Source organism: Arsenicicoccus dermatophilus (genome assembly GCF_022568795.1).
Classification (GTDB): Bacteria; Actinomycetota; Actinomycetes; order Actinomycetales; family Dermatophilaceae; genus Arsenicicoccus; species Arsenicicoccus dermatophilus.
In genome coordinates, this window is the sequence record NZ_JAKZHU010000001.1 from 1,987,768 (window position 1) to 2,011,238 (window position 23,471).

Genomic DNA, 23,471 nt, shown 5'->3' on the forward strand with positions numbered 1-23,471 from the left:
GACCCTAATCCCGGGAGGCGGACCCGACTGCCATCCTGGGCGCGTGACCCACCTCAGCGCGTTCTGCGCAGCCCTGCTGCACGCCACGACCACGGCTCTGGCCAGGACCTGGGCGATCCTCGCCTTCCTCGCTCTGGTGACCCTGGTCGCCGAGCTGTGCCAGGAGGCCGGGATCTTCGAGCTGGCCGGGCACCACGCGGCCCGCGCCGCACGCGGCTCGGTGCTCGGGCTGCTCGGCCTGGTCTGCGGCCTGGCCGTGGTCACGACCGTCGGCCTCTCCCTGGACACCACGGTGGTGCTGGTGACCCCGGTGGCGCTCGCGCTGGTGGCCGGCCTGGACCTCCCCCTCGCTCCCTTCGCCTACGCCTGCGTGTGGCTGGCCAACGGGGCCAGCCTCCTGCTACCGATCGCCAACCTCACCGGGCTGCTGGCCCAGGACCGGCTCGGGCTGTCGTCCGCCGCGTTCGCCGCCCGCATGTGGGCGCCCCAGCTCGCGGTGCTCGTGGTGACCCTCGCCGTCCTGGTGCTGCGCCACCGGGCGTCCCTCGCCGGTCGTTACCAGGTGCCGGTGGAGCCCCCGGCCCACGACCGGGTGCTCACCGGCGTCGGAGCCGTCGCCGCAGGCGTCGTCGCGGCGGGCACCGTGGCGGGACTGGCGGCGTGGCAGGCGGCGGCCGCCGCGACCGGCCTGCTGGTGGTGGCCTTCGGGTGGCGGCGTCCTCACGCCGTGCGGCCGGGCCGGCTGGTGCGCATGGTGCCGTGGGCGACGATCCTGCAGACGGCCGCGCTCTTCGTCGCCGTGGAGGCCGCCGGACCCCTGCTGCGGCCGCTGGTGGCCCCCGCCGTCGGAGGCCACGGCCAGGGGCTGACCCCGCTGCTGGCTGCGGGCGGTATGGCGGCCCTGGCGGGCAACCTGCTCAACAACCTCCCGGCATACCTGCTGATCGAGGGCTCCACCCAGGACCGGACGCACCTGCTCGCGGTCCTGGTCGGGGTCGGGGCGGGACCCCAGGTCCTGCTGTGGGGCTCGGTCGCCACGCTGCTGTGGCGAGACCGGGTGCGGGCCGCGGGGCACCGCGTCGACGCGTGGGAGTTCGCCCGGCAGGGCCTGATGCTGACGCCCCTCGCCGTCGGCGCCGGCGTGGCCGCGCTCGCCCTGGGCTGACCCGAGGTCGTCGGGCCGCCCTGGGGACGGTCCCAGGGGCCGCTCTGGACCTGCGCGGGGCGGCCCGCGGCGCGCGGACCGCCCCGGATCACGTCAGCGGGTCACTTGCCCGGGATCGTGAAGACCTGGCCGGGGTAGATCAGGTCAGGGTTGGGGATGTTGTTGGCGCGCGCGATGTCCATGTAGCTGACGCCGTACTTCGCCGCGATGCCGGAGAGGGTGTCGCCGGGCTTGACGGTGTAGGTCACGGCGGCGTGCGGCGCCGGGGCGGCGGCCTTGGCGGCAGCGGTCTTGTCCGCGGCAGCCTTGTCCGCGGCAGCCTTCTCGGCGGCAGCCTTGTCGGCCTCGGCCTTGGCGCGGGCGGCCTTCTCCTCGTCGCTCATCGCGGCCTCGGCGGCGGTGGCCTCGTCCTTGCGGGCGGCGTCGAGCTTGGCCTGCGCCTCAGCGGCCTGCTTCTGGGCCTCCTCCGCGTTGTGCTTGGCCTCGGCGGCCTTCTTGTCCGCGCGCTCCTTGTCGTCGGTGGTCAGCGCGTCCTTGATGTTGTCCAGGAAACCCATGGGCATCTCCTTCAGTTCCGGTCCCGCCACGCGGCGGGAGCTGGCGCCCACAGTAGGGACGCCTCCTGCCAAAACCGGCAGGAAACGGGAGATTTCGGGCACAGACGCCGCGGGTGGACGTGCGGGTGGACTCCACGTGACCTCTCCGCCACGGACGCGGGGCTGGCGCGGGGCGGCGTCCCCGTCAGGTGGCGGCGTCGCCGTGCGTCTCGTCCGCGGCGATCGGGGTGGCCGGCTCGGGACGGACCGGGAAGGTCACCGAGCGTGCGATGAAGCAGACCTCGGAGGCCTTCGCGTGGAGTCGCCTCGCAGCCTCGGGGTCGCTCCCCGCGCGGATGGCGACGCGGGGATGCAGGGTCACCGACTCGGACCGACCACGGCCGGTGTGGTCCTGCGTCAAGACCCATGAGCGGGGTCCTGGCACCGCTGACGATCACGCCCGCCGTCGCAGCGAGGTGGAGGTATCCGAGCATGGGATCCTGCCCCGGAGCCGCGACCAGCAGCTGCGCGGGATTCCAGCGGGCCGGGTCCCCGCGAGAGGCCGGATCCGCCGTGCCGGGAATCCTCGGGGCCCGGCCACCTGCCCGTCAGCCGGCCACAGGGGGATCCCCTGGGGCGACGACGCAGTTCGCCGGGCACCCGCGAGACGGACCGCGACCACCATCATCCGGGCGGCGAGACCGGGAGCCAGATCGGCGAGTCCCAGGCGTGGGCTCGCGGCCGCGACGGTCAGCGGAGGAGCTGGGGTGGCGGGCGCGATGTCCATGACACGACTCGCTCGGCGGCTACTGACCGGGCACCTGGACGACGATCGCGCCGAGGGACTGGGCGAGGGTCCCGGCCTGGGCGACATCGATGGTCACCCCGCGCAGGTCCACCGCCCGCAGGTCCACCCCGGACAGGTCCGAGCCGACGAGCGTGGCGCCCCGCAGGTGAGCCCGGTCCAGGGTGGCGCGGGCGAGACGGCAGGAGAGCAGGCTCGCGCCCTCCAGCACGGCGCCCGACAGATCGGCCTCCTCCAGGCTCACCCCCGTGAGCTCCAGGCCGCGCAGGTCGGCGTCGCGCAGCTCGACATAGCTCCAGTCCCCGCCGTCCACGGTGAGGGGCCGCAGGGTGCAGCCGCCGAACCTGGACCCGGTGAGCTTGCACCCCAGCAGCGCGGCGTCGAACAGCGAGGTCCCCTCGAAGGAGCAGCCGACGAAGCGGGTGCGCTCGTGGCGGGTGGCGTTGAGGCGGACGTTGCGGAAGACGACGCGGTCGAAGGCACAGTCGGTGGTCGTCACCTCGGTCAGGTCGCAGTCCACGAGCTCGCAGTCGGTGAACGTCTCCTGCGCGAGATCCCGGGCATACCAGTCCTCCCCGACGATCCGACACCCCTGCCTGGTGCTCATGCTGCCGCCTGCGCCGCGGAGCGCGCCCGGCGTCCGCGGACGGCCAGCGAGCCCAGCACCGCCACCAGGAGGCTCAGCAGCCCCACCGTCAGGAAGCCCGCCCCCGGACCGGCCCGGTCCATGACCAGGCCCGCGAGCGGGGCACCGAGCGCGGAGCCCAGCGTCATCGCCGAGCCGTGCCAGCCCATCGCCTCACCCAGGGCCTGCCCGGGGACTCCCTCGGCCAGGCTGTGCGAGGACGCCGTGATGGTGGGCGCGCACAGCAGCCCGGCCGCCGTGACCAGGACCGCCAGGGACGGGACGCCCGTCGCCCAGGCGGCCGGGATGGTGACCAGCGCCAGGGCGCCCAGCATCCCCAGCACCGGAACCGTGCGCCGGAGGCCGCCGTAGACCAGCCCGCCGACCAGGGACCCCAGCCCCCACGACGCCATCACCCAACCCGTGGCCGGGGTCTGCCCCCAGGCGCGCAGCATGGCGATGATGGCGACGTCGGTGCCCGACAGGGTCATGGTGGTCGCCGAGGACGCGAGGAGGATCACCACGAAGCCCGGGGTGAACCACTGCCGCCGAGGCACGTGGCCCTGTCCGGTGGTCTCCTCGTCGACCAGCGGTGGGTCCCAGACCATCAGGGCCACCACGGCGAGCAGGCAGGACCACTGCAGGCCCAGGACGGTCCACCGGGTGGACTGTGTCGTGGCGAGCCAGGTGCCGACCACCGGGCCCACCATGAAGGCCAGCTCCACCAGCACGGCGTCGAGCGCCAGGGCGGTCTGGCGCAGGTCGCGCGGCGTCGTCGCGACGATGCCCTGGCGCACGATGGAGAAGACGGGCACCTGGAACAACCCGGCCAGCACGGCGAGCGCCAGCAAGGTCCAGTAGCCCACGAACGGAGCCACGGACCAGCACACGGCCCCCACGACCACGCACGGCAGGAGGGTGCGGCGCAGACCCCTCGTGTCGAGCAGGCGGCCTCGCATCGGTGAGCTCACCGCCCCCGCCAGCGTGGTCGCCGTGGTGAGCAGGCCCGCCTGGAACCACGAGACGTGCAGCGTCAGGACGGCGTGAAAGGTCAGGGCCAGACCAGCCGCGAAGATCGGCAGCCGGACCAGGGTGCCGATCACCGTCACGTCACGGGTGGCAGGGACCGCGAGAACCTCGCGATAGCGGTGGACGGCAGCGGTGAGCACCTGACCAGGATGCCAGCCGGGTCCGACATACCCCTCTCGGCCCTCTCGGTCCTCGCGCCCGTCCCGAGACACGGCTGGGCGGGTCGTCCCGAGGGACGACCCGCCCAGCCGACGTGCTGCCCTGCCGTTCAGCTCAGGGCGATGTCCATGTCGTCCACGACGAAGCTGGTCTGCGCCTTGACGTCCTCGGTGGCGAGCAGGCGCAGGGTGATGGCCTTGCCGGCGTATGCCGACAGGTCCACCGTGCGCTTGACGTAGCCCGAGGTCTTGTCACGGTTGGTCACCGTATCGACGATCTTGCCTGCCCCCCTGCTGGTCACCTGGACTCGCAGGGTGTCGTACCCGATCGTCGTGGTCCGCTCGGCGGTGTCCACCGCGATCCAGTAGGTCAGCGTGGCCTTCTTCCCGGCGGGAAGGGTGACGGCCTGCTGGACGTGCTCGCTCGTGGGGTAGCCGTTGCCTCCCAGCCAGAGCTTCCAGCTCCCGGTGCGCGCCGGACGACCCGAGTTGTCGGTGATCGGGCCGCGCGAACCGGTCCAACCCTTCTGGCCGGCCTCGAAGCCGCCGTTGACCAGCACCCCATCAGGCTGCGGGGTCGCGGTGGCCGTTGCGGTCGCCGTCGGGGTCGCGGTCGGCGTCGCGGTGGCAGTAGGCGTGGCCGTCATCGTCGCGGTGGCCGTTGCGGTCGCCGTCGGGGTCGCGGTCGGCGTCGCGGTGGCAGTAGGCGTGGCCGTCATCGTCGCGGTCGGCGTCGCGGTGGCAGTAGGCGTGGCCGTCATCGTCGCGGTCGGCGTCGCGGTGGCAGTAGGCGTGGCCGTCATCGTCGCGGTCGGCGTCGCGGTGGGCGCGGGCCCGGGGCCGGGTGCGCCGGGAGCCGCCGTCACCGCGGTGTCATCGATCACGAAGGTCGTGGGTAGCGGCTTGTCCTGCGTGGACGTGAACCGCAGCGCCACCGACCTGCCCTTCTGGGAGGACAGGTCGGCGGAGACCTGGATCCAGCCCTTCTTCTGGTCGACGTTGGACAGGGTGCCCATCGTCGCCACGACCGCGCCGGAGGAGTCGACCACCTCCGCCTTGAGGGTGTCGTAGGCCCGCGCCGCGCCATCGGTCGAGGTCACGTCGATCCAGGCCCAGGCCTTGGGTGCGGTGCCCGAGGCCGGCACGGTGACCGCGGCGGAGGTCAGGGTCTGACCTCCGGCGTTCAAGGTGGCGGCCTTGGTGCCCTCGTGGGTCTTGGCGACAGCGCCGATCGTGGACGTGGTGCCGGTCCAGCCGGTCGCCCCCTGCTCGAAGCCGGGGTTGGTCAGCAGGTTGTCCGCGGTCGTCCAGCCGACGTCGAGGGTGAAGGTCTGGCGCGCCTCACCGCCCTTGCCGTCGGCCGCGACGACGGTGACCTGGGAGGACCCCGCGGCCGTCGTCGATCCGGTGATCAGACCGGTGCGCGGGTCGATCGTCAGGCCCGCGGGCAGACCGGTCGCGGAGTAGGTGATCGCGTCGCCGTCCGCGTCCGTGGCCTTGGCCTGGATCGACGCCGGGGCTCCCGGGGCGACGGACTGCCGACCGATCGCCGTCAGCACCGGATTGTGGTTGGTGGTGCCTCCGTCGCCGACGCCACCGCTCATGACCAGCGCGAAGGGCTGGGAACCCTGCGGCACGTTGTGACCGACGGCCTTGACCTTCCAGGTGCCCGCCTCGGGCGCCTGGACGTAGACGTTCTCCACGTTGTTCTTGCGGTCGGCCGAGCCGTCCGTCTGGCTCCACCCGCCGGAGAAGACGTTACCCCGGTAGGTCTTGCCGCTGGGCGAGGTCACCTCGAGGTCGAGGTCGTTGACCAGGGTGGTGGCCGCCGCGGCCGCCGCGGGCGCGTCGGTCCACACCATCGACACCTTGAAGGGTGCGCCGGCGGTCACCGACACGCTCTGCTCGGCCGAGGTCCCGGTGGTCAGGCCCGCCCCCTCGTCGACATACCGCGCCGTGCCGGTGGTGGCGGCGGCGAGGTCGACCCGGCCCCAGCCCTCGTGGATGTTGGGGATCGGCAGCTTGTTGTCGTTGCTGCCGTTCTCGTCCTCGTCGAGCATGTCGTGCGCGGAGTTGATCAGCGTGGCCTTGACCAGCGCCGCCGACGCGTCGATGCCCCACTTCTTGTGGTAGAAGTCGCGGACCACGGCTGCGCCGCTGGCCGCGAGCGGGTTGGACATCGAGGTGCCCGAGAGGTACTTGTACGAGCTGTTGTACGGGAAGCCGTAGCCGTCGTGCTGGTACTCGCCGCCCTTGGGGTTGGGGCCCGAGGAGTAGCCCTGCTGGAACAACGGCGAGTAGCCCGACAGGATCCACGAGCCCGGGGCGACGACGTCGGGCTTGATCCGGCCGTCGTCCGTCGGGCCGCGGCCCGAGAAGGCGCCCATCTGCTCGGCGTTCCCGGTCTGGTTCTGGTCCTTGACGGGCGCCGCCGGGTAGGAGTCCGGCCACCAGGCCCCCCAGGTGGGTGGCTTCTGCGCGCCGTTGATGGCCGCGCAGTTGGCGCCGATCGTGGACTTCTCCTTGGGCGTCTGCGCGTCGTAGGTGAGCGCCTTGTCGCAGGGGAAGCTGGTGCGCGAGCTCTCGGAGGCACCCACCGACAGGACGTTCTTGGCGGTGGCGGGCGCGCCCACGGAGTCCGGGTCGATGACCCCGTCCTTGTCGGCGTCCTTGCCGCTGTTCCCCGCGGAGAAGGTCACCAGCATGTCGCGGTGCTTGCTGGTCCAGGTGTCGACCTCGACCGACTGGTCGTTGTACTCCCCCAGCTTGGCCGAGCCCCAGGAGTTGGAGTGGATCCGGGCCCCCTTGTCGTAGGCCGCCTGGAAGAGCTCGCCGATGTCCTCCGGGATGCCGGTCAGCAGGTATCCGGACTTGGTCACCAGCGCACAGTTGCCCTCGGTGTTGGTCCAGTTCTCGACCGCCTGGAACACCAGGTGCACGGCCGGCGCCGGCGCCTTGCCCACGCCGGACGCATCGCCACCGCCGGAGACCGAGATCGCCGTGTGGGTGCCGTGACCGGAGGCGACGTCGCGCGGACCGTCGTTCTCCGGGGTCATGCAGCCGGGGCGTGCCGGGCTGGGGTAGTCCAGGATCGCGGTGATCCGCGAGGGAGCCAGGTCCTTGAAGGCGGTGGCTGCCTCCCCGGTCCCCAGACCGGTGTCGGCGACCGCGACGGTCTGGGAGGAACCGTCGTAGCCACGGCCGTTCGCGACCTTGGCCGACATGTCGTCCCCGCCGCCCTTGTCGTTGGCGACGAGGGCGGCGGAGGTATGCCGAGAAGCCACACCGGGCGCGCCCGCCGGCTGCTGGGCCAGCACCTGGGACGTCGGCAGCTCCCACACGGTCAGGTCGGCGACCTCGTCGCGCTGGGCGATGGCGCGCAGCTGCGCGGGGGTGGCGGCGACGGTGAGCACCCGGCCCCGGCCGGTGGCCACGGCCCCGGTCTTGGCCACGACCGCGCGACCGGCGGCCGGGGTGATGTCGGGGTCGATCGTCACGGTGTAGAGCGTGGGCCGGCCCGCGTCGATCGCCGCCCGGGCGTCCTTGGCCAGGCGCCACTGCGGCGACATGCGCTCGACACCCACCACACCGGGCAGGCCGCGCACGGCCTCGACCCGGTCGGCGGCCAGACGGACCTTGAAGGCGAAGTCGGGCAGGTAGCCGAGGACGCGGGCCCCGGCGGACTCGAGCGCGCTGCGGGCCGCGGGAGTCACCGGACCGGACAGCTGGACCACGTAGGCGCCCTTCTCCCCCGCGGCGAGGGGACGCGGGGCGAGACCGGGAGCCACGGAGCGCGACCGGCCGACGACGACGTCGCCGCCGCGCAGGTGCAGGACCGGGTGGGCGTCCTGGGTGGTCCGGGGCTGGAAGGGGGCCGCCGTGGCGGTCGGTGTCGCGGCACCGGTGGGCAGCCCGAAGGCGGCACCGGCGACGGCGACGGTCGCCGTGGCCACGAGGGCACGACGAGAGGGGATGGCAGGCATGAGGTCCTCGAGCGGGGGATGGCCGTGGCGACCGGGCGATGTCCCCCAGGCAGGGGGATGGTCGAAACGTAGGCCGGGGGATCTGCCCTGGTCAAGGGCGACCGCGCATTCCGGCGTGGCGTGAAACCCCTTGGCCCCGGAGGGTGCTCGGACAGCCACCCAGCGTCGAAGCCGCAGACTCTGCGCGAACCTGTCACGACCCGCCGTGACCGCGACCCGACCTTGCCGTGCCGGTCAGCCCCCGAGGTGCCCCACGACGAAGGCGATGCTGCGGGACCGGGCATAGGGCGTGAGAACGGCGTGGTCGACCAGATGGTCGCGCTCGACGGACATCGTGACCCCCCGCGCCTGCAGCCGGCGCCAGGCCGCGTCGCCGCCCCGCTCGTCGTAGATCGCCGCGTCCACGTCCCCCATCAGGTAGTGCAGCTCCGCGCCGCCGACCGCAGCCTGCGACACCGACTTCTCCACGCTCTGCACCAACCCCCGGGCGGCCAGGACGCGGCGCAGGGCCTGCGAGGACTTCGCCCGCGACCGCACCGAGCCCACGACCCGGGACACCATCGGCCGACCGGACTCGTCCGCCCCGGTCGCCTCCTCGTTGACCATCGGGCCGGCACCGGGGAGCGTGTCCGGCGCGATCAGGCCCGCGTCGTCGGTCCACGAGCCGTGGCTCACCGACACGACCGACCGGCAGGGGACGCGGGAGGCCACACCCATGGCGATCCAGGAGCCGCTGCACATGCCCCCGACGTCCGGGACCAGGCCGAACTCCTGGGCGGCCCACCGCGTCACGGCGGTGTACTGCTCCACCGCGCGCATGTCGTGCGGGGCCGGGTCCCGAGGCTCGTCGACGAGCACCAGCTCGCCATACCCCTGGATGTCGACGCGCACGGTCGTCACGCCCCGGAGGGCCAGCTCCCGGGCCAGCCGCGCCCAGACCCCGCCCGCACCCGAGTGCGGCTCGGTCGAGCTCGTGGCCCAGACCAGGACGCGCCGGGGATCTCCCACGGCGTGGGTGACGACGGCGGGCAGGCCCGCGACGGTCACGAGCTCGTCCTCGACCTCGACGCCGTCCGCCGTCATGACGACAGCACGCCCCCGCAACGCAGGCAGCACCACGTCACGCGGCTCACCGGCACGCCCGGCCAGGTGCTCGGCGACGGCGTCGGCCACGTCCAGCCGCGCCACCGTGAACAGGCTCGGGCGATCGAGCTGCACGGTCAGGTGGTCAGCGGTCCAGGTGTGCCCGCCGGCCGCCTCGAGGAAGGTGCGCGTGGGCTTGTCGGCGGGTGCGTCAGGACCGGCGACGACGACCACGTCCTCGGCCAGCCCGTCGGACCAGCAGCGGGCAAGGTCCACGGCGGCCCAGTCCGCCACCTCCGCCGCGTCGAAGGTCACCCCGGGGAGGGCGACCGAGCCCGGGGCGCCCAGCGGGTCGACCTCCGGCACGCCCTCGGACTGCGCGGATACCCGCAGCAGCGCGGCCCGCGACCGCAGGTAGGTGCGTCCGCGCCCGACGGGCGCCACGAGGACCAGGGAGGACAGGCTCCGGCCGGCCTCGCCCACGGCCTGCGCCGCCAGCGCCCCGGTGACCCCGAGGGCGACGACGGAAGGGGGGCAACCGGGCACGACCTGGGCCAGCAGGTCGAGGACCGCCAGGATCTCCTGGCGCCAGCGCGTCGGGGCCGGGGGCGCGTCCACGGCCGGGGTCCCGGAGGCGGACGCCCCCGACCACGCGATGCGGGCCACGACGAAGCCCTCCCGGACGAGCCGGGCGGCCTGGGCCATGGCGAACCGGTGGGTGACCAGCTCCTCCATGCCACCGGGGAGCAGGACCAGCACGGCGCCGCGGGCCCGGCCGTCGGACGGGTGATGGATCCGGGTGAGGACGGCCCGACCGTCGACGTCCAGCCAGGTGGCCGAGGTCTGCCCCGGCATACCCGCGCGCCCGTCCTCCCAGGGGACCGGTGACGCCGTCGACGCGGCGATCGCCGCCGCCATGTCCGCACCCAGCTCGATGACCTTGTCCACGCCGTCCCTCCCCTGTCGGTGCGGGCAACTCTAGCGGGGGCGGGCCCACCGCGCGTGCGGACGCCGGAGGCCTCCCCCGCCTGCGCGCCGGGCGTCAGGTCGTGGGCGGGACGAAGGGGACGAGGGTGAAGGTCAGCCCGTCCAGGCGGGCACGCAGCTCCACGTCCTCGGCCAGCAGCGCACCGAGGCGACCGAGCAGCTCGTCCAGCTCGGGCGCGGGCAGCCCGGGATCCAGGACGACGTCGACCCGCAGCGCGCCGGACGGTGTCAGGCCCGCTGCCCGGACGTCGTGCAACCGGGCGGAGCCGACCTCGACCCGCGCCCGTCGCAGGGCACCGAGGACGACCGCGTCCTCGTGAGCGGGCACCCACTCCCGCGACTGCGCGAGCGCATAGACCATCGAGGCGCGCAGCACCCTCCCGCGGTCGTCACCAAGGTCCAGCAGGATGGCGTCGCACCCCTCCTGGACCGCTGCCTGCGCCAGCGTCACCGAGGTGACGGGGACCGGGCGGGCCGAGGGGTCCCACGCCGCGAGGGTCTGCAGGCTCGAGAAGGCCGGCAACGCGCGCTGCCCGTCCGGTCCGGTCAGCACCACCGTCGCCATGTCCGCCACCGAGTCGGTGCCGGCCTCGGCCGCCTCCCCGGGCGCAGCGACCACCGGCACGAAGGTCCGGGCCCCCGCGACGGCGCGCAGCAGGGCCCGCTCGTCGACCTCGTCCGTCGCCAGCGCCGCCGCGAGAGCCGGGTCGACGGCGCCGGTGTCCTGGGAGAAGGGGCTGGGGGCGAGGTCGCGCCCGCGCCAGGGGACGCCGCCGGTGTCGCGGCCGTGGGCGGCGTCGTGACCCGCCATACGGCGCTGGAGCTGCGGATCGATCGGTCGGCTCGGCATGGCGGTCAGGCCGGTCGGCCCGCGACCTCGAGGGCCTCGGGCAGGGTGAAGGCGCCGCGGTAGAGCGCCGACCCGACGATGGCTCCCTCGACCCCCTCGGGCACGAGCCCGCGGATCGCCCGGACGTCGTCGAGGGTCGAGACGCCCCCGGAGGCGACCACGGGCCGGTCGGTGCGGGCGCACACCTCGCGCAGGAGATCGACGTTGGCGCCGGACATCATGCCGTCCTTGTTGACGTCAGTCACGACATACCGGGCGCAGCCCTCGGCGTCCAGGCGCGCCAGCGTCTCCCACAGGTCACCGCCCTCCTGGGTCCACCCGCGAGCGGCCAGCGTGGTACCCCGGACGTCGAGACCCACGGCCACCCGGTCACCGAACTCGGCGATGGCCCGACGGGTCCACTCGGGGTCCTCCAAGGCGGCGGTGCCGATGTTGACGCGACGACATCCCGTCGCCAGGGCCCGCACCAGGGAGTCCTGGTCACGGATGCCGCCGCTCAGCTCCACCCGCAGGTCCAGCCGACCGACGATGTCGCGCAGCAGCTCGTGGTTGGAGCCCCGCCCGAAGGCCGCGTCCAGGTCGACCAGGTGCAGCCACTCGGCCCCTTGCTCCTGCCAGGTGCGGGCAGCCTCCCAGGGGTCGCCGAACTCGCCCCCGGAGCCCGCCACCCCCTGCACCAGCTGGACGGCACGGCCGTCCACGACGTCGACGGCGGGCAGGAGCTCGAGGCGCGGTGCGTCAGTCACGCCACGACGCTATCGCGACCACGACCCCGGTATGGCGTCGCACCCGGTCGCCGGGACGCGGACCGCCGCGGCGGAGACCGTCCCGGTGAGGGACGGCTCCCGCCGCGGCGGTCGAAGAGAGGAACCGGTCAGCGACCGACGTTCGCGTCGATCCAGGTGCGCATCTCGGTCTCGGTGGAGTGCCCGGCGAGGGACTCCCCGACGAACTTCCCGTCCTTCAGCACGGTCATGCTGGGCATGCCCTTCATGGGGATCCCCAGCTTCGCGAGACCGGCCATGCCCAGCTTCTCCAGGTCGACGTTGGCCAGGGTCCACCGGCCCGCGTCCTTGGCCACCGCCGCGGCGGCCATCTTGCCGTTCTGGCCGGACAGCATGGGCAGTTGGCCGTCGAGGTGGACCCGAACGACCACCGGACGCTGCTTGGACAGCTCGATGACGGCCTTCCACTCCTCCTCGCTGGCCACGGTGACGACCGCGCCGTCCGGAGCCGGGGTGGTGGTCGTGGGCTCGGGAGCCGGGGTGGTACCCGTCGGGCCAGGCTTCGTCGGCTCAGGGGCCGGGGTGGTACCCGTCGGGCCAGGCTTCGTCGGCTCGGGAGCCGGGGTGGTACCCGTCGGGCCAGGCTTCGTCGGCTCAGGGGCCGGGGTCGTACCCGTCGGGCCAGGCTTCGTCGGCAGCGGACCCGGTGTCGTCTGGGTGGGGGCCGGGGTCGAGGTCGGGGCCGGGGTCCCGGTGGGGGCGGGGGTGACCGGGCCGTAGGCCTTGACCACGCTGTCGATCCAGGTGCGGGTGGTGCTCTCGCCGCCCCACCCGATCATGCGCTTCGGGTTGGTCATCTCGGCGCCCCGACCGTAGGCGATGGCCGTGGGAAGGCCGGTGATGCCGGTGAACATCTTCTTGCCGGCACCGCCGTCCTTGTCCCTGTCCATGATGGCGAGGACCCAGGAGCCGCCGTCCTTGGCGTTCATGGCCCGGATGACGGGGTCGAGCTGCTTGCAGGCACCGCACCAGGAGGGAGCGGTGACCAGGAACACCACGGGCCGGGTGTCGGCCATCTTCTTCACGGCCTCGAGGTTGCTCATGTTCACCTCCACGACGGAGGACTCGGCCGAGACGGTCGCGAAGACCGAAGTGGTGCGGATGGGGGCGGAGGTAGCGGCAGAGGCGACACCGGACAGGCCGGTGCTGCCGACTGCGGCCACCAGAGCGCCCGCGGTGAGCGCGCGGGCCGTCGTGCGAGACAGCTTCATGTGGGTTTCCTTCGGGGATCGATCGGGCACCGCGACGAGCGCGGCGTCTTGCCTGGAGGGTGGGGCAAGAGTCGGGTGGAGGGCGTTCGGTCAGGGGCACATGTGGCGCTGGGAGGCAGCCACGATGCGCGCTGCGACGGCCGCGGCGCCGGGGGTCTTGTCCGCCTCGAGCTCGCCGCGGACGGCGGAGAGCAGGTCGGAGGCGGGAAGCCCCGCCAGGTGGGCCGCGCAGGCGGACTTCAGGCTCTTGGTGACGACGTCAGGCTTGAGCGAGGCGCCGCCCGGACCCTTGCGCACCTCGGCGACGGCGTCGTCGACCGCGGTGGCCTTGGGCACGAAGGTGTTCATGGCCTCCGGAGCGGCGGCTGACGTCGGCGCCGCCGCCTGGCCGGTGGCGGCGGCATCCGTCGCGGATGGGGCCGCCACCTGCGAGGTGCTCGCGGCGCTGCCGGTGGTCGTGCTCGTGTCGCCGCCGGAGCAGCCGGCCAGGAGCAGGGCCAGGGTCAGGGGGATGCACCAGCGGGTCGGAGCGGTCATGTCCACCTCCAGGAGAAGTCGTCGTCGTGGCCGACCCTAATCATCGCCCGAACAGCGCAACAGCCCTGCACGAGACGAATTCGTGACCAGGGCCAAGGTTCGCCCGTTCAGAAAGCCAAAGACACGAAATGTGATGGCTGGTTGCGACAGTAGCGACAAATCGCCGCGATTCGGGCACGTTCTGTGATCCCCTGTCCGTAGCCAAACACCACAGCGGCGGGCGACGTCACGGGACGGCGACCTGCCGCCCGCGCATGCCTCCCGGCGCCACCCGGGCTCGTGGTAGACCCGCTCGCCCCGGAGCCACCCTGATCTCGTCACCGGGTCCAAGGAGACCGCCCCCGTGGCCGATCCTCAGCGCAGCGAGCGCACCCAGTTCTCGACCAGGTGGAGCCCGGCCTCACCCGACTTCTCGGGGTGAAACTGGGTGGCGGACAGCGGCCCGTTCTCCACCGCGGCGACGAACGGCACCCCGTGCTCGGCCCAGGTGACCTTCGGCGTGACCACCTCGAAGGGACCGTGGGGCTGCAGGGTCCACTCACGGACGGCATACGAGTGGACGAAGTAGAAGCGCTCGTCCGCCACCCCCGCCAACAGCGCGGTGTCAGCGGGTGCCTGCACCCTCGACCAGCCCATGTGCGGGACGACCGCCGCCGGCAGACGCTCGACCGTGCCGGGCCACTGGTCGAGCCCCGGGACCGCGCCCTGGGTCGACGGCTCCACCGAGGCCTCGAACATCGCCTGCATGCCGACGCAGATGCCCAGCACCGGGCGGGCCCCGGCCAGGCGGATGTCGATCAGCCGGTGGCCGTCCACCGCCCGCAGACCACGCAGGCAGGCGTGGAAGTTGCCGACCCCCGGCACGAACAACCCGTCCGCCTCGAGCACCCGGTGCTCGTCGGCCGTCAGCGTCACTCGAGCACCGACGTGCTCGAGTGCTCGCACCGCCGAGCGGACGTTGCCGCTGCCGTAGTCCAGCACCACCACGTCCGGCGCGTTCACAGCCCCTCCTCCACCTCGGTGGCGAGCCGATGCTCGTCCGCCACCAGCTTGTCGAATCCCGCCACGGAGGCGTCCGCGGGGGCCACCAGCTCCGCGCGTGGCAGCGACGCCCCGGACGTGCCGCCGATGATCTCGGCGTGCGGGAGACCGAGGAGCAGGCACAGGTCGGTGAGCATCTCCTCGGCCGTTCCCCCGGGGTCGGCCAGCAGGTCGCGGATCGCGCCGGGGGCTGCACCGTTGCGCCGGAACCCGGTCACGGCGGCCAGGTCGGACGGGCGAGCCAGCGGCATGCCAGGGACCCTCGCGGCTCCCACACCAGGCGTCCACTGCACCCACAGCTGGCCGCCGCGCAGCCGTCGACGCCAGCAGGTGATGACGGCCCGACCGTCGTGCAGCCACAGCCCGATCGCCGGCCGGAGGGTGACCCGCAAGGGGTGAGCGGCCAGCATCGTGACGCCGCCGGTGTAGGGGGCCATGGTCCGGCTGTCCCCCGCAGGGACCAGCGTCGTCCACGGCCGGCCGGGCACGACGTAGACCGGAAGCGTCCCGCGACGCACCCAGCGCAGCACCCGGTCGCGGCGACCACGGACGAGCAGCAGCCCACGATCCATGGCGGTCAGAGCGCTCCCTTGGCGCTGGGGATGCCCTGGACCCGGGGGTCGAGCGCGCAGGCGGCGCGCAGGGCCCGGGCGAAGGCCTTGATCTGGGCCTCGACCAGGTGGTGCGGGTCGCGACCGGACAGGACCCGCACGTGCAAGGCGATGTGGGCGTTGTGGGCGATCGACTCGAAGACATGTCGGGTCAGCGACCCGACGTACTGCCCGCCGATGAGGACATACGCCTGCCCCTCGGGCTCGCCCTCGTGGACGACGTAGGCCCGGCCCGCCACGTCGACCACGGCCTGGGCCAGAGCCTCGTCGAGCGGAACCATGGCATCGCCGAAGCGGGAGATGCCGCGCTTGTCGCCCAGGGCCTGCCGGAGCGCCTGCCCGAGGCAGATGGCGACGTCCTCCACGGTGTGGTGGGCGTCCACGTCGATGTCCCCGTCGGCCTGGACCGTGAGGTCCATCAGCGAGTGCTTGGCGAAGGACTCGAGCATGTGGTCGTAGAACCGGACGCCCGTGGACACCTGGGCTCGGCCCGTGCCGTCCAGGTCGAGGGTGAGCTCGATCCGGGACTCGGAGGTGGCGCGGGAGACCGTGGCGGTGCGGTGTGTGGGCCGGTCGGTCATCGAGGCTCCAGTCGGTGGGTCGGGGCGAGCTCGCGCAGGGCGGTCAGGAAGCGGTCGGTCTCGGCGGGCGTCCCCGCCGTCACCCGAAGATAGTGGGGAATGCCCACGTCACGGACCAGGACACCCTGGTCGAGCAGGGCCTGCCACAACACGTGCGAGTCGGCGACACCCCCGAAGAAGACGAAGTTGGCGTCGCTGGCCACCGGGCTCAGACCCAGGGTCGACAGCTCGGCGACGATGCGGTCGCGCTGGTCCTTGATCGCCTCGACGGTGGCGAGCATGAGGTCGGCGTGGTCGAGCGCGGCCACCGCGACGGCCTGGGTGACCGAGGACAGGTGATAGGGCATGCGCACCAGCCGCAACGCGTCCACCAGGGCGGGGTCGGCCGCGAGGTAGCCGAGGCGACCGCCGGCGAGGGCGAAGGCCTTGCTCAGGGTGCGGGTGACGACGAGCCTGGGGCGCCCGGCCAGCAGCGTGAGCGCGGACGGCGTGCCGGGGCGGGCGAACTCGGCGTAGGCCTCGTCCACGATCACCACCGCGTGCGGCGCGGCGTCGTGCACCGCCTCGACCAGGTCCAGCGACAGCGCCGTGCCCGTGGGGTTGTTGGGCGAGCAGAGGAACACCAGGTGCGGGTCCTGCTCCTGCACCTGGGCGACCGCGGACTCGATCGACAGGTCGAAGCGGTGCGCCTCGTCGTGGAAGCCCTCGCCGCGGTAGCCGTGCACGAAGGTCGTGCCCGTGGTCTCGGTGATGATCGGGTGCATGGAGTAGGCGGGCGTGAAGCCCAGCGCCCGCCGCGTCACCCCGCCGAAGGCCTGGACCAGGTGCAGCAGCACCTCGTTCGAGCCGTTGCCGGCCCAGACCTGCTCGGGGGCGATGTCGACCCCGCCGGTGCGGGTGAGGTAGCCCGCGAGCCGGTCGCGCAGCTGCGAGAACTCGCGGTCGGGATAGCGGTTGAGGTGGGGAGCGACCGCGGCCACGGCCTCGGTCGTCGCGGTCACCACGACCGGCGGCAGCGGGTATGACGACTCGTTGGTGTTGAGCTGGACGGGGACGTCCAGCTGGGGAGCGCCGTAGGCCGTCCGGCCGCGCAGGTCCGGCCGCAGCAGCGCCTCGACCTGGGTAACCGCTCGCGAGGTCATGCCGGCTCCCCCGCCGGTCCGGGCTCGGGCACCTCGTCGCCGAAGCGGGCGGTGATCGCCTGGCTGTGTCCGGGCAGGTCCTCGGACTGTGCGAGGGCGACGACGTGGTGCGCGACCTCGCGCAGCGCGTCCTGGGAGTAGTCGACGACGTGGATGCCTCGCAGGAAGGACTGCACCGACAGCCCGCTCGCGTAGGCCGCCGAGCCGCCGGTGGGCAGCACGTGGTTGGACCCGGCGGCGTAGTCGCCGAGCGAGACCGGGGCGTAGGAGCCGACGAAGACGGCCCCGGCGTTGCGGACGCGGGCGGCGACGGCGGCGGCGTCGCGGGTCTGGATCTCCAGGTGCTCGGCGGCGTAGGCGTCCACGACGCGCAGCCCGGTGTCCAGGTCGTCGACGAGGACGATCCCGGACTGGCTGCCGGTGAGGGCGGTGCGGACCCGCTCGGCGTGCTTGGTGTCGGGGACGCGCCGCTCGACGGCCGCGACCACCTGCCGCGCGAGCTCCGCGGAGTCGGTGACCAGCACGGATCCCGCGAGCGGGTCGTGCTCGGCCTGGCTGATCAGGTCGGCGGCGACGTGCTCGGGGTCGGCGGAGTCGTCGGCGAGCACGGCGATCTCGGTCGGGCCGGCCTCCGCGTCGATGCCGATGACCCCCTGGAGCAGCCGCTTCGCGGACGCGACGTAGACGTTGCCGGGGCCGGTCACCAGGGCGGCGGGCTCGACGGCCTCGGTGTCCAGCGCCTCGTCGGCGGCCGCGCCGTAGGCGAACATCGCGACGGCCTGGGCGCCGCCGACGGCATACACCTCCTGGACGCCGAGCAGGTGGCAGGCCGCGAGGATGGTGGGGTGCGGCAGCCCCGCGAAGCGGCCGATCCCCTCGCGCTGCGGCGGGCTCGCGACGGCGAGGGAGCCGACGCCGGCCTCCTGGGCGGGCACGACGTTCATCACCACGGACGAGGGATAGACGGCCAGTCCGCCGGGGACGTAGAGCCCCACCCGCTCGACGGGCACCCACCGCTCGGTCACGGTGCCGCCCGGGACGACCTGGACCGTCACGTCCTGCCGCCGCTGGGCCCGGTGGACCAGGCGGGCGCGCTCGATGGCCACCTCCAGGGCACGCCGGACGTCGGGGTCGAGCTGCTCGGCCGCGAGGGCCAGCACCTCGACCGGCACCCGCAGGCTCGGGGGACGCACCCCGTCGAGGCGCTCCCCCAGCTCCAGGAGGGCCGCGGCACCGCGATGCCGCACGTCCTCGCAGATGGGGCGCACCACGTCCAGCGCGGCCTCCACGTCCAGCTCGGCCCGGGGCAGGGTCTCGCGCAGGGCACGGGCGCTCAGCTCACGCCCCCGCAGGTCCTCGATCGACAGCATGGGCGAAGTCTAGGTCCGACCACCGACAGGCCCCTGGGTCGTCTCAGCGGCGTCCGACGGTCTGTCGGACCTCTCGGTCACAATGGACCCCATGTCCTCCGTCGCTCCTCCGCCGCCGCCCGGCTGGGCACCCGGCCCCCCACCACCCCCGGTCGGACCACCCCGGATCCCGGACCTGCCCCCGCGGGCGGTGGACTACCAGCAGGTGCTGCGGGGCCCGCGCCACCGGGAGTGGCGGCCGCTCGCGTCGCTCGTGGTGATGGTGCTGTCGTTCGTCCTCGTCAACATCGTGGGCTGGGCCGCGGCCCTCGGGGTGGTGGCCGCGACCGGTGGCGACCCGGAGCGCTGGCTCCAGGACGCGGGATCGATCACCTCCGAGCCGGGGGGCTTCCTGGTCACCAACCTCACGCTGGCGGCGCTGGTGCCGTGCGCGGCGTTCGCCGTCTGGCTGGGGCACGGGGTCCCCGGGCGCTACCTGTCCTCGGTGACCGGGCGCTTCCGCTGGCGGTGGTTCGCCCGCTGCCTGCTGGTGCTCGTGCCGCTCTGGGCGCTGTACGTCGGTCTGGGGTCCGCCCTGGACCCGCCGCCGAGCGGACGCCCACAGCAGTGGGTGGTGCTCCTGCTCGTCATGGTGCTGACCACGCCGTTGCAGTGCGCGGGCGAGGAGTTCGCCTTCCGCGGGTGGATCCTGCAGAGCCTCGGCTCCTGGGCCCGGCACCGTTGGGTCGCTCTGGTCCTGCCGACCGTCGCCTCGTGCCTGCTCTTCGGTCTCGCCCACGGCAGCAAGGACCCCTGGGTCATGGCCGACCTGTCGATCTTCGCCGTCACCGCCTGCCTGATGACCTGGCGGACCGGGGGCCTGGAGGCGGCCATTGCGCTGCACTGCGCCAACAACATGCTGGTCATGGGGATCTCGCTGGTGCTCGGCGGCTTCGACGAGGGCTTCATCGACCAGGGCACGACGAGCTCTCCGGCCGCGCTGGTCCCCTCGCTGGTGATGATGCCGATCGCCTACGCCCTCGTCGCCTGGCAGGCGCGACGGGCGGGCATCGTGAGTCGCACCGAGCCGCAGATCCCCCCGCCGCCCGTCGTCTGGCTGCCGGCCACGACGCCCGTGACGACGGCGCCTGCACCCACCTCGCCCGGGGTCGTGCCCTCGCGGGGCGACGTGCCCCCGCAGGGGACGACTCCTCCGCCGCCGTCCGGCCCGCCCGCTCCCCCTGCAGGGCCGGGCCGGACGACGGGAACCGGGTGGGACTGAGCCCCACCCGGGTCTAGCGGGTGCCCCCGATCGCTCGGAGCACCCCGTCGCAGGCGCGCGCGAGCTGTGCGCGCGTCGGCGAGCGACCCCACTCCACGGTGATCGCCGCGCCGCGGTGCCGGGCGTTGAACCACTGCGTCATCGTGCCGTGGCAACCACCCGAGCAGGCGAAGGACTTCGTGGCCAGCCCCAGCTGACGGGACAGGCGGGCGGCCAGGGCCCGGTCCTTGAGGGCATAGGTGTCCACGCCGTCGAAGGGCTGGTGCAGGCTGACGACGTGGCGCGGGTCGGTGCGGTCCAGGAAGGCCATCAGCGCGCGGGTCTCCGGCTCGGACGCCGGCCCGCGACCCGCCCGCGGCACCCGGGAGCTCCAGGCCGTCGGGAAGTTGCGGTTGAGGTCGACGCCGGCGGCGTTGTAGCGCGAACTCCGGGCCCAGCCGTCAGGGTTGACGTACTCCACGACCCACAGGTCCACGCCCCTGACCGGGCGACCGGTGCGCAGGCCGTTCACGACCCAGTGGTTCAGCCGCTCGTTGCCGTGCATCGTGGCGATCACGGCGACCACGGGCTTGCCGGGCTCCCCCAGCCGGTAGGCATGGATGGGGCGGCCCCGGCGGGTGCGGCCGATGACGCGGGTCTCGCGGACCGGGCCGGCGACCGCCGCGAGGGCGGGCGTGGCCCCCGCCTGCCGGGCGGCCGCCTCCGGGGCGACGGCTCGCCGGGCAGGGCTGCCGGACGCCGTGGCCGTGGCGGGGAGGGCCACGGCCACGGCCACGGCGGCAGCGATGGTGCGGGCGACGAAGGACATGCACCCCTCCAGGGACGATCGGTGACAGGTAGTCACCGCATTGCGACCATCATTGATCGGAGAGTGATGGAAGGACAGGTCTGGCGCCCCGTGCCACCCGAACGCACCACCGTGGTCTGATGGAGCCCGTGACCACCGGCTCCTCCCTCGTCTCCGTCGCCACGACCGCCGACGTCGTCCGGCTGGTGGCGGTCGTCCTGATCCTCTCCCTCGCCGCGGCCGCGGTCCACCACTGGGGACGCCTCGGCCACACGGGCGCCACCGTCACCGCGGCCGCCCGGGCCACCCTCCAGCTGGCGGTCGTCGGGATGCTGATCGCCGCGGTGCTGCGCTCGTGGTGGCTGACCCTGGCCTTCATCGTCCTCATGCTCGGTGTGGCCTCGCTGACCGCCGGCAGGCGCGTCGTACCGGACGGGGGCACCTGGTGGACCGTGCTGCCGGTCTGCGCGGGAGCCGTCCCGGTCGGTATGGCGCTCGCGGCGTCCGGCCTGGTCCCCCTGCGCCCCATCGCGGTCGTGCCGATCCTCGGCATCCTCATCGGCAACGCGATGACCGCGACCACCCTGGCCGGCAAGCGCACCCTGGACGCGCTGCGGCAACGGCACGGCGAGTTCGAGGCGGCCCTGTCGCTGGGGCTGCTCGACCGGGACGCCGCGCTGCTGGTCGGCCGCGACGACGCCGCGCTCGCCCTGGTCCCGGGGTTGGACCAGACCCGCACCGTCGGGCTGGTGACGCTGCCGGGCGCCTTCGTCGGCACCCTCCTCGGCGGCGCGTCCCCGCTCGAGGCGGCCGCGGTGCAGCTCGTCGTCCTCGCGGCCCTGCTCCTCGTCCAGGCGCTCGCCGTCGTCGTGACGGTCGAGCTCGTGGCCCGGGGGCGGGTCGGCGACCACGGCCGACGGGCGGCGTGAGTCACCAGCCGATCTCGACGGTCCCCCGACCTGCCCCTCCGGCCGCTCAGCCCTCGGCCGGAGGGCGCCCGCGCCGCGGGAGCGGCCCGGCGTCCTGGGGCATCCGCCCCGCCCTGCGCAGGGCCTCCCGCAGCACCATCTCGACCTGCGCGTTGACGCTGCGCAGGTCGTCGGCCGCCCACCGGGCGAGGGCGTCGTGGACGGCGGGGTCGAGGCGCAGGAGCACCTGCCTGCGCTCGGCCCCGCCGCGACGCTCGCGTGGCGGCGTCACTGGTAGAGCGACCCCGTGTTGACGACGGGCGTCGCCCGCGACTCGCCGCAGAGCACGACGAGCAGGTTGGAGACCATGGCGGCCTTGCGCTCGTCGTCGAGCTCGACGATGTCCTGCTGCTCGAGGCGGGCGAGGGCCATGTCGACCATGCCGACCGCGCCCTCGACGATGCGCGCGCGGGCCGCGACGATGGCCGAGGCCTGCTGGCGCTGCAGCATCGCCTGGGCGATCTCGGGGGCATAGGCAAGGTGGGAGATGCGGACCTCGACGATCTCCACGCCGGCGACCGCGACCCGCTCGGCCACCTCGCGGGCCAGCTCCCCGGACACGACGTCGGTGGACCCGCGCAGCGACTCGACCGCGCTCTCGACCTCGTCGGGCGCGTCGTAGGGATGGGAGATCGCCACGTGGCGCAGCGCCGACTCGGACTGCACCCGGACGAAGTTGTCGTAGGACTCCACCGAGAAGCACGCCCGAGCGGTGTCCGCGACCTGCCAGACGACGATGGCGGCGATCTCGACGGGGTTGCCGTCGGCGTCGTTGACCTTGAGCGTGTTGGTCTCGAAGTTGTTGACCCGCACCGACACCCGTCGCTTGCTGGTGAACGGCAGCACCATCGTCAGGCCGGTGCGCCGGGCGGTGCCGACATACCGCCCGAAGAACTGGATCACCGCTGTCTGGCCGGGCTGGATGACCACCACCGAGCTGGCGACGATCGCCCCGACGAGCATGAGCAGCACCCCGACGACGAAGGGCGTCGCCGTCACGGAGCCGGCCTTGGCGGCCTGGTCGACCCCCAGCGCGACGCACGCCACGCCGCCGACGAGCAGCAGGAGCGCCAGCGCGAGGGCCAGGAAGCCGTCCATGGCGAAGGCCGGTCGCTCGTTGACCCCGACCCGTGCTCCCTCGTGACCCACGGGCCTCGTGGACGGCGGGGCCTGGATCGGGTCCACGGTGTCGTCGCTGCGGTCGGCCGATCCGCCGGGCGTGTGCTGCGTGCTCATGCTCTCCCCCTGGGGTGCGTCAGAATGTGACATCTAACTGATATCACTTTTCTGACGGGGGCGGGAGCCCGCCGGTTCCCTCCGGCAGGCCGGAAGGTCTCCCGGCGCGGCGAGACCTCAGACGCTCCAGGAGATCCGGTCGACCAGCATGGCGATCGGCTCGGGCAGCTCCTCGCGGGTCAGCGCCTCGGCCAGCACCCCCGCCACCCGCTCCTTGCGCGCGGCCGGGGTGCGCGTGAACCGCCGCAGCTGCTCGTCCAGCTCCAGGTCCCGCCAGGCCGGCTGGACCTGCAGCGCCTGGAGCTTGCCGCCGAGCGGCGACCGCCGGATCGCCTCGACCGCCCGCGGGGTCCCCAGGGCGCGCAGCAGCTCGTCCTCCAGGTCGGGCTCGCAGACGAAGAAGCCGTAGGCCGGCAGGTCGGACGCGTCGGTGGCCGGGCAGCCGTCCGCCGCGAGCGCGGTCATCACGTGCCGGACCTCCCCCGCGTCGCACATCCCGACGACCTCCGCCTCCGGGCGCAGCTGGCGGATCTCGGCGAGGACCCGGCCGACGTTGGTGACCCCCTGCAGGTCGACCAGCTCGACCTTGGTGAGGTCGACGCCGGCGGTGGTGAGGGCGGCGCGGACGGCGGCGACGTCGGAGACGCCTTCGAGGAGGGCGACGAGGGCAGGCTGCTCAGGCATGGCGCCACCCTAGGCAGCAGGCCGGTCGCCGGTCAC

22 protein-coding genes are annotated in these 23,471 nt (G+C 73.6%); 3 read left to right on the forward strand and 19 right to left on the reverse strand.

The genetic code is table 11. The features are described 5' to 3' along the window. The first annotated feature begins 43 nt into the window (after positions 1 to 43). Positions 44 to 1,165: an SLC13 family permease gene (locus MM438_RS09220; RefSeq protein ID WP_241452163.1), complete on the forward strand. Its 1,122-nt coding sequence runs from the start codon at positions 44 to 46 to the stop codon at positions 1,163 to 1,165. A 101-nt stretch (positions 1,166 to 1,266) separates the two neighbouring features. On the opposite strand, the gene MM438_RS16335 is transcribed toward MM438_RS09220, so the two are convergent. The 15 genes from MM438_RS16335 to hisD form a co-directional block, all read right to left on the reverse strand. Continuing rightward, a complete protein-coding gene (locus MM438_RS16335) occupies positions 1,267 to 1,722 on the reverse strand; it encodes a LysM peptidoglycan-binding domain-containing protein (protein WP_277627951.1) in 456 nt (151 codons plus the stop codon). A gap of 184 nt (positions 1,723 to 1,906) precedes the next feature. Continuing rightward, entirely contained in the window at positions 1,907 to 2,083 is a 177-nt protein-coding gene (locus MM438_RS09230; protein ID WP_241452164.1) for a hypothetical protein, read from the reverse strand. Positions 2,084 to 2,507: 424 nt separating this feature from the next. Next, positions 2,508 to 3,113: a pentapeptide repeat-containing protein gene (locus MM438_RS09235; protein WP_241452165.1), complete on the reverse strand. Its 606-nt coding sequence runs from the start codon at positions 3,111 to 3,113 to the stop codon at positions 2,508 to 2,510. Then, the gene (locus MM438_RS09240) at positions 3,110 to 4,300 is read right to left on the reverse strand and encodes an MFS transporter (protein ID WP_241452166.1); all 1,191 of its coding nucleotides are present in this window, start codon (positions 4,298 to 4,300) and stop codon (positions 3,110 to 3,112) included. The genes MM438_RS09235 and MM438_RS09240 overlap by 4 nt, the downstream gene beginning before the upstream one ends. A gap of 128 nt (positions 4,301 to 4,428) precedes the next feature. After that, the gene (locus MM438_RS09245) at positions 4,429 to 8,301 is read right to left on the reverse strand and encodes a S8 family serine peptidase (RefSeq protein WP_241452167.1); all 3,873 of its coding nucleotides are present in this window, start codon (positions 8,299 to 8,301) and stop codon (positions 4,429 to 4,431) included. A gap of 234 nt (positions 8,302 to 8,535) precedes the next feature. Then, complete coding sequence (locus MM438_RS09250; protein WP_241452168.1) at positions 8,536 to 10,332, reverse strand: lysophospholipase; 1,797 nt, start codon at positions 10,330 to 10,332, stop codon at positions 8,536 to 8,538. 94 nt (positions 10,333 to 10,426) lie between these two features. After that, positions 10,427 to 11,221 (reverse strand): SseB family protein, encoded by a 795-nt coding sequence (locus MM438_RS09255; protein WP_241452169.1) that lies wholly within the window; start codon positions 11,219 to 11,221, stop codon positions 10,427 to 10,429. A 5-nt stretch (positions 11,222 to 11,226) separates the two neighbouring features. Further along, complete coding sequence (gene priA, locus MM438_RS09260; protein WP_241452170.1) at positions 11,227 to 11,967, reverse strand: bifunctional 1-(5-phosphoribosyl)-5-((5-phosphoribosylamino)methylideneamino)imidazole-4-carboxamide isomerase/phosphoribosylanthranilate isomerase PriA; 741 nt, start codon at positions 11,965 to 11,967, stop codon at positions 11,227 to 11,229. Positions 11,968 to 12,095: 128 nt separating this feature from the next. Beyond that, positions 12,096 to 13,217 (reverse strand): thioredoxin family protein, encoded by a 1,122-nt coding sequence (locus tag MM438_RS09265; protein ID WP_241452171.1) that lies wholly within the window; start codon positions 13,215 to 13,217, stop codon positions 12,096 to 12,098. A gap of 90 nt (positions 13,218 to 13,307) precedes the next feature. Then, on the reverse strand, positions 13,308 to 13,754 hold the full coding sequence (locus MM438_RS09270) for a hypothetical protein (protein WP_241452172.1): 447 nt from the start codon (positions 13,752 to 13,754) through the stop codon (positions 13,308 to 13,310). A gap of 354 nt (positions 13,755 to 14,108) precedes the next feature. Then, positions 14,109 to 14,756 (reverse strand): imidazole glycerol phosphate synthase subunit HisH, encoded by a 648-nt coding sequence (gene hisH, locus MM438_RS09275; protein ID WP_241452173.1) that lies wholly within the window; start codon positions 14,754 to 14,756, stop codon positions 14,109 to 14,111. Then, positions 14,753 to 15,367: a hypothetical protein gene (locus MM438_RS09280; RefSeq protein WP_241452174.1), complete on the reverse strand. Its 615-nt coding sequence runs from the start codon at positions 15,365 to 15,367 to the stop codon at positions 14,753 to 14,755. Before MM438_RS09280 ends, hisH begins: the two co-directional genes overlap by 4 nt. Before the next feature lie 5 nt (positions 15,368 to 15,372). After that, complete coding sequence (hisB, locus tag MM438_RS09285) at positions 15,373 to 15,987, reverse strand: imidazoleglycerol-phosphate dehydratase HisB (protein WP_241452175.1); 615 nt, start codon at positions 15,985 to 15,987, stop codon at positions 15,373 to 15,375. Beyond that, positions 15,984 to 17,129, reverse strand: coding sequence for a histidinol-phosphate transaminase (locus MM438_RS09290; protein ID WP_241452176.1), 1,146 nt, complete (start codon positions 17,127 to 17,129; stop codon positions 15,984 to 15,986). Before MM438_RS09290 ends, hisB begins: the two co-directional genes overlap by 4 nt. Then, positions 17,126 to 18,499 (reverse strand): histidinol dehydrogenase, encoded by a 1,374-nt coding sequence (gene hisD / locus MM438_RS09295; protein ID WP_241452177.1) that lies wholly within the window; start codon positions 18,497 to 18,499, stop codon positions 17,126 to 17,128. Before hisD ends, MM438_RS09290 begins: the two co-directional genes overlap by 4 nt. A gap of 91 nt (positions 18,500 to 18,590) precedes the next feature. Here hisD and MM438_RS09300 point away from each other — a divergent pair, with 91 nt between their 5' ends. Further along, positions 18,591 to 19,760: a CPBP family intramembrane glutamic endopeptidase gene (locus MM438_RS09300; protein WP_241452178.1), complete on the forward strand. Its 1,170-nt coding sequence runs from the start codon at positions 18,591 to 18,593 to the stop codon at positions 19,758 to 19,760. A gap of 13 nt (positions 19,761 to 19,773) precedes the next feature. Here MM438_RS09300 and MM438_RS09305 read toward each other — a convergent pair whose 3' ends face one another. Beyond that, positions 19,774 to 20,568, reverse strand: coding sequence for a M14 family zinc carboxypeptidase (locus tag MM438_RS09305; RefSeq protein ID WP_241452179.1), 795 nt, complete (start codon positions 20,566 to 20,568; stop codon positions 19,774 to 19,776). A 119-nt stretch (positions 20,569 to 20,687) separates the two neighbouring features. Between MM438_RS09305 and MM438_RS09310 the strand changes: the two genes are divergently transcribed. Next, positions 20,688 to 21,476 (forward strand): ABC transporter permease, encoded by a 789-nt coding sequence (locus MM438_RS09310; RefSeq protein ID WP_241452180.1) that lies wholly within the window; start codon positions 20,688 to 20,690, stop codon positions 21,474 to 21,476. A gap of 46 nt (positions 21,477 to 21,522) precedes the next feature. On the opposite strand, the gene MM438_RS09315 is transcribed toward MM438_RS09310, so the two are convergent. The 3 genes from MM438_RS09315 to MM438_RS09325 form a co-directional block, all read right to left on the reverse strand. Beyond that, a complete protein-coding gene (locus tag MM438_RS09315; RefSeq protein ID WP_241452181.1) occupies positions 21,523 to 21,747 on the reverse strand; it encodes a type II toxin-antitoxin system antitoxin in 225 nt (74 codons plus the stop codon). After that, positions 21,744 to 22,751: an SPFH domain-containing protein gene (locus tag MM438_RS09320; RefSeq protein ID WP_241452182.1), complete on the reverse strand. Its 1,008-nt coding sequence runs from the start codon at positions 22,749 to 22,751 to the stop codon at positions 21,744 to 21,746. The genes MM438_RS09315 and MM438_RS09320 overlap by 4 nt, the downstream gene beginning before the upstream one ends. 117 nt (positions 22,752 to 22,868) lie before the next feature. After that, positions 22,869 to 23,435, reverse strand: coding sequence for a hypothetical protein (locus MM438_RS09325; protein ID WP_241452183.1), 567 nt, complete (start codon positions 23,433 to 23,435; stop codon positions 22,869 to 22,871). Between the last annotated feature and the right edge of the window lie 36 nt (positions 23,436 to 23,471).